This is a genomic window from Arthrospiribacter ruber (genome assembly GCF_019343195.1).
Taxonomy (GTDB): domain Bacteria; phylum Bacteroidota; class Bacteroidia; order Cytophagales; family Cyclobacteriaceae; genus Arthrospiribacter; species Arthrospiribacter ruber.
Map to the genome: position 1 here is coordinate 270588 of NZ_RPHB01000008.1, position 14149 is coordinate 284736.

Here is a 14149-nt window from a genome sequence, read left to right on the forward strand (position 1 = left end):
TAGTTTAACCTTAGTAAAACATCAATTACCACCTGTATTTTTCGCTTCCATTTTGCCTGTTCCTTTATAAACTTTTTAGATTACAGGTTTAGAAATGGAATTTTTATTTTGGCCAATACCCTTTGAAGAAGGTCTATTCTTAGTCGCTTTTTTTCTTCGTCCCCACCAAATGTAAAATCCTGTAATAGGTAGGCTGGCAGCAACTAAACTGGCGAAAAAGGCAAGAATTTTACCAGGCAATCCTAAGATCAAGCCTGAATGTATGGGATAGTTTAACCTGAGTATTTTTTCACCAAGATTTTTATCCTTGAACTGTTCTATTTCCACCAATTCGCCCGTCAAGGGATGAAAATGAAACTCATCAGAACGAACGTAATTTTTGTCTGATGCTACGATTTCAACAGGGTTTGGATCTAAAGTGGGCTCATGCACTGTGAATTGCTCAATTTCCGGATTTTCAATTCTGAATTTCGAATAAATCAAGTCAAGCGTTTGCATGGCTTCCATTTGGTTATAATCATCAAGTAATGATGAAAAATCCGTATGTTCTGTTTTAGGCGCTCCACCCGAAGCCACAAAATAGACTGCATCTCTCATCCAATTGTAAGCCATGACCAAACCGGTCAAAGCTATCAATAAACTGAAAATCAGGGAGTAAAAACCGAAAACATTATGCAGATCGTAATTTTTCCTTCTCCATTTGGTAGTACCTTTCCATTTAAACCACAGTCTTTGACCAGTACTTTTCCTGTTTTTAGGCCACCACAAAATCAAACCGCTAATAAGTAGAACAACAAAGAAAATGGTGGATATCCCTATAACATCCCGTCCAATTTTACCCATCCAAAGGGTAGTATGCAAATCGTCAATTCTTCCAAAAAAATCATCTTTAAAGTTATTTTTCCATTCAAAAATCTTGATCACATCTCCATTGTATTGATTTACATATATCCCATAGTAATTTTCAATGGCAGGATCATAAGCCCAAAAAAGAAGGGACCGGTTAGGATCTTTTGATTGTCCAAAGTACAAGGTCTTTAACTCCTGTCTTGGTAATACCTCTCTTACATTTTTGAATAGTACACTTGGAAGTACTTCTGATTCGGCTTTATTTTCTTTTGAAACAAAACGCCAATCATGATAAAAGATATCTTTCAATTCTTCTTGAAATACCAACAAACAACCTGTAATGGCAACAACAAACACCACCAGCCCGGAAGCTAACCCGAACCAGAGGTGTAGTTTTGCTATGGCTTTTTTAATGTTCATTGATCTAAGGGATGGACATAAATCCCATTTAGGCGGAAGTTGCTCCCTTCTAGTTCAGCTCCTTCTTTAAAGGCATCGGCACCACCGCTTGGATCTATTTCATAAATATGGGCTTTTCCGCCAACCGGCGCCACTGGCCAATAAACCTTGCCGTTATGGACCGCCATCAGGCCAAAGCGTAAGGGGCTTAATGGTAAATCCATATTGGTAATTGTTTTGTTGTATAAATCAATTTTGACGACAGAAGTGTTATTTCCATTTGAAAAAACACCCCACTCATTTGTAGCATCTTCGTTCCCCAAACGTCCATAAGCAATACCATGCCCCACGTATTGCATACCAATCAAACTAATCGTTTCCGAATATTTCTCAGACACATCAAAAACATAAGAATCATCGTAGCTACCATTGGAAATTTTACTAATCAATGTAGGCTTATCTTCAGCAGTACCCATATTATACCAATGCTTACTACGAATATTTACCTGATAGATATCTCCTTGTTCATCTTTGACCATGCTATGTGGCATATAGGATGAAGTTGCCCCTAAAGTTGCAGTAGAAGTCAAAAAAGTGGGGTTGGTAAAAGAAGGGTAATCGTAAACCAGAGTAACTAACGAGTCTGGAAAGGTGTCCCAAGTAACACGGTTGCTATACATGGTGCCAAAGTAAATTTTGTTGTTGGAAACAATGCCTGGCCCCCCAAGTTCAACAGGTTCATAGTTCCCAAGCTTTGGAGCATCAAAAGTCCCATAGCTTTCTACTGTAAATGAAGGGATACTGATAAAAGCATAGGTTACCTCATTATCAGCATTTGGCCAATTCGTAAAAAGGAGTTTTCCCGGCTCTACCTCAGAAACATTTCTGGATCCATTGGGTAATATGGTAGCTGCTGAAATAGAGGTTATTTTAACATAACCGGTGGCGGTCATTTCCATTTGATCAATGGTATTTTCATTGCCGTTAAACAAATAGAGGAATTTTCCGACAGGGATAGCCATGCCGAAAGAATGGGTCTCTACACCCCTTCCTACCGCGGTGATTTTTCCCTCCATCAGGTTATCTGTATTCACTAAATATTCGGTGCCATCGATACCCAGGTTCACACCAAACATTACTTCACCAGTATTTGGCGAGGGACCGTTTCCATTATCATCGGAACATGATGAAAGCAGTACAATAGATAAGGCCAACACCATCAGCAAACCCTTTCCAGAGAATTTATTAGTCTTCATTGATTTTATTTTTAAACTGTTCATATTTATATAATTCGAAATGTTGCTTTATTATGATTTTTCAATAGTTTAAATAATTCTATAAGTTAATTTTATAAACAGGGCTCTTCCAGGCTTTTGAAGCATGAAGTTGTCGTACAGCTGCTGGTTAAATAGATTAAAGACATCAAAAGCAAGTGCTACTTTTTCCTTTGGGAATTGGTAACCTATCCCAACATCATTTGCCAGTTGGGAAGGGATGACGGCCTTTTGGTTGGCAGCACCGAGACTTGGCCAGTTTAGAAAAAACTCATGTACATAGCCCACCTGCCAATAGGCAGTAAGTTTACCAGCATCTTTAAAAACATCTTCTCCTGTATATCTTAACCCTGCATTGGCCATAAAATAGGGAGTGTTGCGCAATCTGTCTCCGAATACGGCATTGGGGACTGCGGGATTTTCTGCATCCCACCTTTGGGTATTTCTCATATCCAGAAAGGTGCTATTCGCTGTGAACTCAAAATCATGCTTCCGAACTTTTTGGTTAAATCCCATTTCCAATTCTAGTCCTTTACCAAAGGTTGAAGACACATTTTGAAAAATACCGTTCCCGTTAGAAGCGGTTATGGTAAAGAGAAGCAAATCTTCTGTATCGCGTAAAAAGCCACTCAAACCAATTTTAAGGTTCTGAGCATCATTGATCCTCTCTTTCCAAATACCACCCAAATTGAAGTTCAAACTCTGCTCTGGACGGATATTGGGATTGCTTTGAATTGTAAGTCCATCGCCTAAAGTTTCTACTGTGGTAGGAAGCCTGGTACTCCTTTCTATAGAAGATTTTAATAAAATCTGGTCGGAAAGCCTGTAGGATACAGCATAACCGAGGCCAAGATTATCGGTACTACTATCGATTACACGGTTGATATATTGCTGTTCACCCTGTGAATTTGTTGTAAGGAATGATTCATTAACCTCAGCGGAGAAACCGTAATACTTAGCAAACAAATCAGATATAAATTTGTCATTAAAAAGTTTCGTCTGCCAACTTACTCCACCCACTTGTGTCTGAAGGGATTGAGGTTCGAGAAAAGATGTTCTGTACCAAGGCTGAAACTCATCCTTTCCATTTCGGACAACATTGTTCATCACATAGTTGATCCCTATTGCATGTTTGTCGTTGATGGTGTAGGTAGCATTGACCCTATTGACCCATGCGTTTTCAAAAAGGGTAAAAAGACTCCTCCCTCTTCCCTGACTCAGTTCTCCACCATTTCCTCTTCTTGTAATTATTTCTCCTCTCCAATCAAAGACATTTCGGGATGTATCCACATTGATGCCTTCTTTGATAGAATATGCCGAAAACACATTGACATCCAAGCCCTTTTTCCCTAAATCGCTTTTCTGATAACTCAGGTATGGAATAATTGTCTTTTCCCTGTAGCGGGCATCTCCATAAACGAAAGCCATGGTCTGCCCTGTCTGTATACCACGGTCAAGGTCTGAAATTATAGTTCCCAAAAAAAACTGGTTTGCCCATTTTTTATCTGTAAATCCGATATCAGCTTTCACATTGGCGGTTCGGAAGTCATCATTAAATCTTTCTGCTGGATTGTCTTTTGTAAATTCAACAGGTCTGAATCCGGTGGATTCATCGGCAAAAGTGACCCCAGGTCCCCAGACTTTGTAATTGTTCTCGGAGTAATTGTAAAATCCTGAAATACGTGCAGTAAAATTTGTGTTTGGTTCTACCCATTGGCCGTACACGGTAGCCATATGGGTATTGAATGATCCATGGGAATAAGAAAATTCCAAATGATCTTTCACATCGTTTCTTGTAACCATATTTACTGCTCCCCCAAGAGCATCCGAACCCAGACTTACCGGAACTACTCCTTTATAAACTTCTATCCTACTCAATAGGGAGACCGGAAAATTATTGATGGAATAGGATGACCCAAAATAATCCATAGGAATTCCATCGATAAAAAAACGGATGGACCGGCCTGAAAGACCATTGATCATAAATTGGAAATCCGACCCTATACCGCCAGATTGTCGGACCCTTATACCAGCAGTTCTATCAAGAACTCGATTTAATTCTACTGTTTGGGTTCGAATGGATTTGGTTTCGATTGCTTCTACACTGAATCCTCTTTCCTTGATTTCAGTGGCAATGGATTTCCCCTGAACCGACACTTCGGTAAGCTGTTGGGTATCCTCTTCTAGCCGAAAATCCAGACTGAGACTCTCTCCCTTAAAGATCATAACTTTTCGTTGCTCCTTTACAAAGCCTACTCCAGAAACCACAAGGATGTATTCTCCGGGCTTAATGCTGCTTATGACAAAACTACCCTCTGAATCAGTTGCGGTCCCTTTGGAAGTCCCAATAACCATTACTGAGATTCCGGGAATGGAAACTCCATTTTTATCATAAACAACTCCTCTGATTTCACTTTCAGGATTAAAGTTATTTTGTTGGGCTTTTATCGCATGGGATGAAAAGCAAAATACCAAAGCCAACAGGGCAAGAGAAAATTTAGATGGCATTTATAAATTAAATTTTCTGATTTGTTGAACTTTATGATACACAGCAGGAGGAAGGTCATGAAGGTATCCTTCCAGATCACATACAATAAGTTCATCTGTGCCTGCTTGATGGTTTAAGGCAGCGTATTTCTTGCCTTGTTGAATAGTAACTATTTGGGTATTGGTGGAAGTTGCCGATCTACCCGAAATTAATTGGACTTCCTTTCCAGATGCAGTTTTATTATTGATCAATATTTCACCTTCAAATACAAGCTTATTGCGTTCTGGTGAAACTTCGCTTACTTCATAAATGCTCCCAAAGGGGCTAGCTTTATAGGTTAAGCTACCTGGACCAATTAATTCTGGATTATTTAAGTTGTTAAGCTTTTGCTGAAAAATTAAATATCCTGTCAAAACCAAAATTCCACCAAGACTTGCGGCAACCGAATACCTTAAAAAGGGGATATTTATTTTGAAAATGCTTTTGCTTTTAGAAGGGAGTTCTTGCCGAATGCTTTCCCACATCCTTCCTTCGGCTTGAGAAAATTCCTCCGCATATAAATCCATTTCTGGTACTTCGATATCATCCAGCCAAAGTTCTACTAATTCTTTTTCTACTGGAGTACATGTACCTTCTATATATTTTTTGATTAATAATGGGTTGAAGTCCATAGTTTATCAGGGTTTTTTTATTAGGTAGTCGAACGAGGTGACAATAACCCTAGTGGGAAAATGGAAAAAATTGAAATAGTTTTTTTATAGGGAATTGTGAATTGTACTTTATCATACCTACAAAAAAGAAATAGAATGATAAAGAATAAACGGGCTAGACTAATTTGGCCTTTGGAAAACAGGTGCCAAATCAATACCAATTAAGATTATCCTATTTGTAAACTATCTTTTAAAAAACGTAAAGCCTTACCCATATGATATTCAACAGTTTTCAAGGATATATCTAGCCTTTCTGCAATTTCCTTGTTGGAAAGGCCTTCTTCTCTGCTTAGTTTGTAGACTTCTCTGCAATGACAGGGCAACATATCCACAAGCTCAGAAATTTGTTGATGCAATTCATTGAAAGCAAGGGTATCTTCGGTACAGTTTTCTGAAAGGCAATATTCCTGCATGGCGCAGGCTAAGTGCTTTTGGTCCCGCTGTTTTTGTCTGAAATAATCTATTACTTTTAATTTGGCTGACCTTATCAGATAATGTTCAAGAGGTTCGCGAAGGTCAATTTTATTTCTCCTTTCCCAAAGGGAACGAAAAATATCCTGCACGATTTCCTCTGCAATCTCCCTGCTTTTGATCTGACTTCTGCATACCGCATATACTTTTGAGGCATATTGCCTGTAGGCATTTTCGAAGCCTTTTAAAGTTTTTATATCGAGAAAATTGAAGTCAGCCACTTAATGTAAATATTTATATTAAAGTTACTTGACACAAAGTTGCACGATGAAAATGGATTTTAAAAATTATTTAGATTAAATCTAAATAGTAATTATCTATTGAAAAAAGAATAGCATAGTAAAGATTGCAATACCCTTCAATTTGATGGAACGTGGCAGCTTCAAAAGAATTACCTAAAAAAACCCAATTATAAAAATCAAGAAGATTTGAGTGCGACCCAACCCTGATAAATGGTAGATTGGTAAAATCGGGTTGGGTTTTTAAATCCTGCCAATTCCAGTAATTTTTTCAGCCGTTTTTCTGTAACATAATGAAGGTCATTTTCTATTCTCTCAAGTCGTTTTTGAATGATTTCTTTATCTAATTCAATGGGCAAATGATATTTTAACAGCTTCAAGTTCTTTCGAATCATACTTTTACTGCCTGTAATATCCAGGAGAAATATGGGTGATCCAGTTTTCATTCGCCTACCTATTTCCTTTAATAAATTTAATTTTCCCCCATCATCTTTTAGAAAGTGAAGCACTAGGAATAAAGTAGCCGTATCAAATTGTTCGGAATCAGGCAAATCGCTCACCTCCCCTTCCAATAGTTGAACATTAGGGTTTGATTGAAGCTTACCTTTTGCTTGACTGATCATTTCCGGAGAAGGATCTATTCCTGTAATTTCCCATCCCTTTCCCGATTTTATCATTTCAATGATTTCATTTCCAGTACCACAGCCTGCTACCAAAATACTTTTCGGATCAAAATGGGGAAGAATCTTGGGAAATTGATTTAAGAAATAATCATATCCGGGTATCCAAATAGAGACAAATCCGTCATAATTTGATGCCCTCTCATTTTCAAAGATTTCTATATTTTTCATTTTGAATTGTTCATATTTTGGTTCTCTTGAACCAATTCGGTAACCTATAACTCTTTATTGACCAAATCTTTTACTTCCAATAGCAAAAGTGTCTGCCCGATCAAATCCTGGAATTCCTCAAACTGTTCCCTGAAAAAGTGAAATTCATAATGGTGGATGTAAGAATAGATGGTCAAATAGTTAAACTCTCCTTCGCATTTACAGTGCTTATCGTAATCAAGGTTAAGAATTTGATTGCCCCATTCCTTCAGAGCAGGAATAGTAAAACCAAAGACATAAATCCCATCCTGAATCTGAACACAACTACAGGTATCACAATATGTACTGAGATAGGCGTCAGTCTCTACCAAAATTTGACAATTACAATCCATAAGTTTTTAAATTATGGGGAGGGCCATATGTCATTAACCCTCCCCGAGACAATCAAAAAATCAACCGTTTAAAATTTGAAGTATTTCCAACTCAGTTCTGGCTTTCTCGAATAGCTCGGAAAGTTGTCTATGTTCATATTCTTTAATGACAAACTGGATACTTTGATGGCAAGTATTGATCACTATAAATCTTCCACCTTCTTCTGTTTGCCAACTTTTTATATTAAAATCTATGGTTTGAAAGGATTTACTGAAAACAAGAAAATCCTCTTCCAGAAATGTAACCATCAGATTGTTAAAATACCATCTTACACAACCGGATTCAAGGCATTTGACCACATTGCTGTTGGGCATTTCAGCCAAAAGAACACTTTCAGAGTTTTTCATAATCTTTCAGTTTAAATTAGTGCCTGGAATCCGGAATTGCTTCAGTTACAAATAAACCCTATTTATAAAACCAATAGCTCCGGATCCAGGACTTTAAATATTTTTATGATTACCATCTATCTGACCAATAAGGGTTTTTTCGTTCATCCTCAAATTCACAATTCAGATTCCTCTGTGTTCAATCATGCCAAGTGTTGAGGCTTTGGACTTACTTATTAATCCAATGGTCAAAGTGAGTCCCTCTTATCCACTAGTCAAACCAACGTACTTTTCAGAATTCTTGCATTCAAATTGGAAAGCTTGAAAACCTTTCAAATGAATAATGCATCCGATAACCCTATTCATTGGCCAATTCTAGCTTGTTGATTACAATTCTTAAACCTTCACGGGCTTTTGAAGTGGGTAGCTTTTTTCGTTTCTTGTACGTCCTTCCGTACCAGATATAAAATCCACTGACAGGTAAAGAAGCGGCCAAAAGGCTGGCCATAAATGCTATAATTTTCCCAAGAATGCCAAAGCCCCTACCTGTATGAATTTCATAATTGGCATGTTTATAGATTTCACCCGCTGTATAGTCTTTATAAAGCCTCGTCTCAACAATCTCACCTTTTGCTGGATGATAGAAAATCTCATTTCTTTTCTTATATAGTCCTGATGGATATTCCAACCGGATTCTGGAGGCAAGTCCAATATTTTTTCCTTTTTCGATGTGGGCTGTTTTAGCTCCTGGATAGCGTAACATTGAGGTTTCAAAAACCTCGTCCAGAACCTGTTTATTTTTCCAATCCAAACTTGAATTCAAATCATCGATCATTACTGGATTTGGTTTTTCGTACTTCTCTCCCAGTAATCCAAAGACTGTTTGTTTGTACCAATCGAATGACCACCACATGCCGGTAAGTGTAATCACCAACAAAACCAACAAACCGTAGAACCCAAGTACACTGTGCAGATCATAATTTAGCCTTTTGAATGACCCGTTTGTTTTCAGGGAGAATGCCTGTTTTCTCCTGGCTTTTTTGGCAGGCCACCATAGGTAAATGCCAGTTAATAGCAGGATTAAAAATACCAGGATATTGATCCTGATAACCCATTTTCCAAATTCTCCAAGCAATAGTGAAGTGTGCAGCTTTTCTACATACCAAAGCCAATCCGGATCGTGGACATCACTCATATTCCCATCATAAGGATTTATATAGGCCCGCCTCCCTTCCTCAAGATGTACAGTATAATTTCTGTTAGCCTCGGGATACCAATCAATTTTTTTCACTTCAGCCCCTACCGCAGACTTAAAGACAATTTCTGAAAGGGTTCCAACGGAAAGTTTTTGAGAATCGGGAATATGGCCCAATTCATAGCGGTCTTGGTATTGGAAGGAACGGATTTCCTCTTCGAATACATAAAGGCAACCTGTAACACTGACCAGAAATACAACCGCACCACTAACCAATCCCAGCCACAGGTGAATTTTCCCAAATAGTTCCTTGACCTTACCCATGTGATTAAAAACTGTAATTCAAACCAACACTGACTAATCTTCCCGGAGCTTCCTGTACCCTGTTACGAACCTGGGCAGCTGTGGTCTCAGTTCTTATTTTGCGGTTGGTTGCAAAAGCGTCTACAAGTCTTACATTTAGGCTGGATCTTCCTTTGAACAGGCTTTTGGAAGCGGCAAAGTCCCAAAATGCGATGGTGTTTTCAGTCCTGTCAAAAGCTATTTTCGGCCCTACAGCGTTATATGCGGCTTGTATAAATATCCCGGGTTTGTCAAAAACCAAATCTCCGATGAATTTAAATGACCAGGCAAATTGATCCTGCAGTGCGCCATCCTGATCTTCTCCTTTTATCGCTGAAGCAAACCTTGAATAGTTGGTGTTGATATTTAACCACTTCAAAGGCTGGATGGCAGCCAATATTTCAATCCCCTGGATATAGGCTTCACCAATGTTTTCATCTCGTTCCATTACCACCCCAGGTTCTACATCAGTGATTACTTTTTGAATCACATTGGTCAAATCCCTTCTGAACAGGTTGGTCCCAATATTTAACAATTTGAAATTCTTCATGTAGCCTATCTCATAGGCCCAAGCGAATTCCGGAAGCAGATCTGGATTTCCGGCTTTGATTTTGGAAGGATCAGAATTGTCCTCGAAAGGATTCAATTGGTTCATATTGGGTCTTCTGATCCTCCTGCCAAATGAAAATTTCACAAATTGAGTGGTGTCAATATTGTAAAAGGCATTGATTGTAGGCAAAGGCATGTGATAAGAAGAAACCACTTCATCATCAGTCAGGGTCGCAAGAGAAGCGTAGTTCACATATTCATGCCGGTATCCGATTTCAGCTCTTAATTTATTGAGATTGAATTCATTGTTTACAAATATGGAATGAATCGTTTCATGGTAATCGAAATTATTTCTCCCATCAGATTCAGGTAGAAATATGTTTTCCACATAGTCAAATCGCTCAATTAGCTGGGCTGAGTTCCTTGACCTATTAAACAGTTTATAACCTGATCTGAAATTGAGGTTCTTAGATATCGGCTTAAAGACCATCGCCTGAAAAAAGAAATTGTTGTCATTAAAACTCTCATTGTTTCTCTGGATACTTGGCTGATTGTTTAAGTGTTCTCCAGACTCGGAAACCCTTTGGTCAATTTGGTCCCTTTCCTTGATTTGCGGGGAATACACATAATTACCAAACACTTCCAAATAGCCACTGTTTTTGAAATTCAGGAGATAGTCCAACCCAAATTGGTGAAATGCAAGGTCTTCAATCCTATCCTCTACCCTCAAAGTCCTGTTGTTAAAAGACTCGTCTGCCCTAAGGTTTCTGGTATCAGTATTTTTGATCCGGTTTTCCCATTGGCTGCCATAGAGATATTCTGCACCTATTACAGACCTTTTGGTTGGATAAAATTTTGCTCCTGTTTTGAAATTTTGTGAAAGCAGATCCCTGTATTCTGTAGCATCTACTTTCCTAAATCCATTTATTTCACCTTCCCTATATTGTATCTGCTCTTCTGTCTCTACCATTAGGGAATTATCCCTGAAAAAAAACTGATTTCTATCAAAATGGGTATACAGATCCACATTTCCTACTTTATGTGAAAGGGAAGCTGAAAGATTGTATCCGCCCCGGTTGTCATAAAATGCTCCTATGTTTCCATGTGTGCCAAATTGCGCATCTTTTTTCAGAATTATATTCACTATACCACTGATGCCATCCGCATCATACTGTGGGCCTGGATTGGAAATGATCTCAATGCGCTCCACAGCAGTGGCGGGAATCTGATTGATGAGCGTTTCCCTACTGTTACCCTGGATTCCGGAATTCCTGCCATTGATCAAAACCAAGGTATAGGACTTTTCCAATCCCCTATAACGTACATCCCTAGGAATACCTGGAGGTCCCCCCATCCCTACAGAAGGCATAAGTTTCAGAATGTCCCCGGCAGTACCTCCCTGTGCCACTGGGAGGTCCTTAGCGGAAAACACGGTCTTCTGAGGACTAATTTCTGTTATTCCAATAGAGGCTGACACCATAACCTCTGAAAGTTGCCTGCCCGGATTTTGCATGGAAATATTTCCCAGTTCGAGCCTTTGCTTGTCTTCATTTAGTTCTATGCCTTGAACAAATAGATGCTCATGACCCACTTCGGTCAGTTTTAGATCAAATTTCCCAAAAGGAACCCTCTCTAAAAAAAACCTCCCATTTTCATCAGAAAAAGTTTTAGCCACTTCTTTCTCCGAATCGTGGTCAAAAAGAAACACATAGGCAAAGGGCACTGGGTTTTTCGTACCAGAATCCAATACCCTTCCGGAAATATTGCCCTGTTGAGCTACTGCATTGGTTCCAAAGGCCAACATTAGAGCCATTATGGGGTAAATAATTGAGTATATCTTTTTCATTTATTTAGATTAATTAAAAACAATACAAAAATGAGGTTCTAGATTTAAAAATCAAATTTATTTAGATTAATTCTAAATTGATTTTTTCTATGGGATTTCAGAAATAAATTTTTAGTTGGTTCTACTGATAGTTTGAAAAAAAGTCTTTAGTAAATTGATAAAAGGTTAAGGTATAAATCCTCAATAAGCATATATTATTATGGCTAGAAAGTTCAGTTTGAAGTTTGACAAAAGGCCTGCAAAATTCCATAAGCAAAATGACAAGAAGATTGATCAGCTCTGAGTTCCGCAAAATATAGAAAATTGGCATAAACCTAATGTCGCTTAAGTTTTTGTTGATGGAACTGGTAAGCCAGGAAAAGATGCTCAAGGAATTGTATGAGGAAATATTACAATTATTATGAATCTTGATTTCTATTTATGAGAAAATTATTAACATTTTTCTCCAAGTTTATAAGCAATTAAATAGGGTCAATAATAAGTGATCTGAAAAATATATTCAATCTGACTACATGATGTATAGAATGTTTTTTTGGAAGGAAAACAAAATTTGGATCATTGTAATGAGCCTTACCAGAGTAAGATTTAAAAAACTGATTTTAAGTACTTGGCTGGAAAATGCATACCAATAGGTTAAGATTATTGACAACAAAGGTATTCCTTCAGGAGAGGTAAGTAAACCTACCATTCTTGAGCAATTAAAAACATAAATTCCCAACCGGTTTTTGATGTAGGTTATGGAGAAGGCTGGCTGTGTAAGAAATTTAACGAAATAGGAATAAAAGTCTTTGGATTGGAAGGTACGGAGAGTTAGATATTTGTTTTAGGACCGCAAAGCTCAACAAATCACTTTTAGAAGATTCAGGCAAAAAAGGAGGTCCCCCTCCCCTTTCCTCTACATCATGCCTTCATCTGCAAAGCTGAAATAGGCACAGTCTATAAAGATGATATGATCCAGCACGATGATGCCAGGTGCTTCCCTGCCTCAGAGAGTTTCCTGGTCAGTCTTCTGTCCTGCTCTGAGGGTTTCAAGTTTCCTGAGGGATGGTTGTGGACCAGGATCATCGAGCAGCTCTGGTTTTCCAAAGCATGTTTAAAGATCACTTTGGGATCTGCGATGGTGCCGCATGTTCCACCTGTGCTGATCCTTACTTTTCTGATGACCTGATTTTTTCTGTTCAGAAGTATGATATAGAAGTGTTCCACCAGTTCATCCAAGAGGTCTGTTTTCATCATCTGGTAGATATCCGTAGAGGAGCATATCTTCATCTTCTTTTGTTCGGGCTCCCTTATTCTTCTCCTTCCCATTTCAAAAGCCAGTACCAATGCCGTTGCTTTGGCTTCACCAATACCTCCTACCTTCATCCAGTCATGTAGGGAGTATTTGGCCAAAGCTGCCAGACTGTAGTTTTCAGCTGCCAGTATTGCCTTTGCCTGTTCTGAGGTAATCCCACCTATTGCAGCAATCAGGTGAAAATCGGAAAGGGCTGATCTTCCTTTGGTGTAAAGGATTTCAGTTTCTTCTCTGAGGATGTTTCTGGAAGTAGCTATGATATTGTTGCAGACTTTTCACTCCTTGCCCTAGAGCTTTTGTTTAGCCCCTCCCCCAGGAGTCTGCAAACCACTGAAAGCAAGGTGGAACGGAATAAATCCTGTTCGGTATACCTTTCCTATTTATGCCGTAGTCCCTTGCTCCCTTCAGAAAACCCATCAGCCATGTGTGGTTTCAGGACTCCTATATTTGGCTTTCAAAAGGCCGGAAGTAAATAATTGAAATTTTTAAAAATTCTGTATGACTACTTCCCTGGATAAAAAATAATGTTTAAAATATAGACACAAAAAAGTCAATAATATCAACAATGGATATTTTCGAAATTCTTACCCTTATGGATGAAAAAGAAATACAGGTCAATAAAAAGCTGGAAAGCATCATTTCATCCAATCCGGATCCCTTTCCCTTTGAGCGGATCAATAAAGGAAAGTCACTCTTAAAGCTTATGGAAGAAATCAGGAAGTGCATAGAAACGGATCAATTGCTGCTTGCGGGGATGAAATTAAAAGAGCTGGAATATCATGGGATACAGCTCCTGTTAAAATGAACGCTATGACATGCTATCAAAGTTATCGCATATAGATACATGAACCCTGTTCAAGTTTGATTTCTTTCTGGCATATACAAAAGGTTTTACCTTGAACTAA

12 protein-coding genes are annotated in these 14149 nt (G+C 38.4%); 1 reads left to right on the forward strand and 11 read right to left on the reverse strand.

The features are described from left to right. Nucleotides 1-75 precede the first annotated feature (75 nt). The 11 genes from EGN73_RS17350 to EGN73_RS17400 all read right to left on the reverse strand — a co-directional run bounded on the left by EGN73_RS17350 (nucleotide 76) and on the right by EGN73_RS17400 (nucleotide 13342). Nucleotides 76-1269 carry a PepSY-associated TM helix domain-containing protein gene (locus tag EGN73_RS17350; protein ID WP_219292767.1) on the reverse strand — a complete coding sequence of 398 codons (1194 nt, stop codon included), beginning with the start codon at nucleotides 1267-1269 and terminating at the stop codon, nucleotides 76-78. After that, on the reverse strand, nucleotides 1266-2528 hold the full coding sequence (locus EGN73_RS17355; RefSeq protein ID WP_219292769.1) for a hypothetical protein: 1263 nt from the start codon (nucleotides 2526-2528) through the stop codon (nucleotides 1266-1268). Before EGN73_RS17355 ends, EGN73_RS17350 begins: the two co-directional genes overlap by 4 nt. A 45-nt stretch (nucleotides 2529-2573) precedes the next feature. Beyond that, on the reverse strand, nucleotides 2574-5030 hold the full coding sequence (locus EGN73_RS17360; RefSeq protein ID WP_219292771.1) for a TonB-dependent receptor: 2457 nt from the start codon (nucleotides 5028-5030) through the stop codon (nucleotides 2574-2576). After that, the gene (locus EGN73_RS17365; RefSeq protein ID WP_219292773.1) at nucleotides 5031-5681 is read right to left on the reverse strand and encodes a hypothetical protein; all 651 of its coding nucleotides are present in this window, start codon (nucleotides 5679-5681) and stop codon (nucleotides 5031-5033) included. It lies immediately after the preceding gene. 206 nt (nucleotides 5682-5887) lie between these two features. Beyond that, the gene (locus EGN73_RS17370; RefSeq protein WP_219292775.1) at nucleotides 5888-6412 is read right to left on the reverse strand and encodes an RNA polymerase sigma-70 factor; all 525 of its coding nucleotides are present in this window, start codon (nucleotides 6410-6412) and stop codon (nucleotides 5888-5890) included. Between the two features lie 197 nt (nucleotides 6413-6609). After that, entirely contained in the window at nucleotides 6610-7281 is a 672-nt protein-coding gene (locus EGN73_RS17375) for a class I SAM-dependent methyltransferase (protein ID WP_219292777.1), read from the reverse strand. Nucleotides 7282-7325: 44 nt separating this feature from the next. After that, nucleotides 7326-7652 carry a hypothetical protein gene (locus EGN73_RS17380; RefSeq protein WP_219292779.1) on the reverse strand — a complete coding sequence of 109 codons (327 nt, stop codon included), beginning with the start codon at nucleotides 7650-7652 and terminating at the stop codon, nucleotides 7326-7328. Nucleotides 7653-7712: 60 nt separating this feature from the next. After that, nucleotides 7713-8039 carry a DUF6686 family protein gene (locus EGN73_RS17385; protein WP_219292781.1) on the reverse strand — a complete coding sequence of 109 codons (327 nt, stop codon included), beginning with the start codon at nucleotides 8037-8039 and terminating at the stop codon, nucleotides 7713-7715. A 337-nt stretch (nucleotides 8040-8376) separates the two neighbouring features. Next, nucleotides 8377-9537 carry a PepSY-associated TM helix domain-containing protein gene (locus EGN73_RS17390; RefSeq protein WP_219292783.1) on the reverse strand — a complete coding sequence of 387 codons (1161 nt, stop codon included), beginning with the start codon at nucleotides 9535-9537 and terminating at the stop codon, nucleotides 8377-8379. A 4-nt stretch (nucleotides 9538-9541) separates the two neighbouring features. After that, a complete protein-coding gene (locus EGN73_RS17395; protein ID WP_219292785.1) occupies nucleotides 9542-11950 on the reverse strand; it encodes a TonB-dependent receptor in 2409 nt (802 codons plus the stop codon). A gap of 936 nt (nucleotides 11951-12886) precedes the next feature. Next, the gene (locus tag EGN73_RS17400; protein WP_246611645.1) at nucleotides 12887-13342 is read right to left on the reverse strand and encodes a JAB domain-containing protein; all 456 of its coding nucleotides are present in this window, start codon (nucleotides 13340-13342) and stop codon (nucleotides 12887-12889) included. A gap of 467 nt (nucleotides 13343-13809) precedes the next feature. Here EGN73_RS17400 and EGN73_RS17405 point away from each other — a divergent pair, with 467 nt between their 5' ends. Further along, complete coding sequence (locus EGN73_RS17405) at nucleotides 13810-14049, forward strand: hypothetical protein (protein ID WP_219292787.1); 240 nt, start codon at nucleotides 13810-13812, stop codon at nucleotides 14047-14049. Nucleotides 14050-14149: the final 100 nt, after the last annotated feature.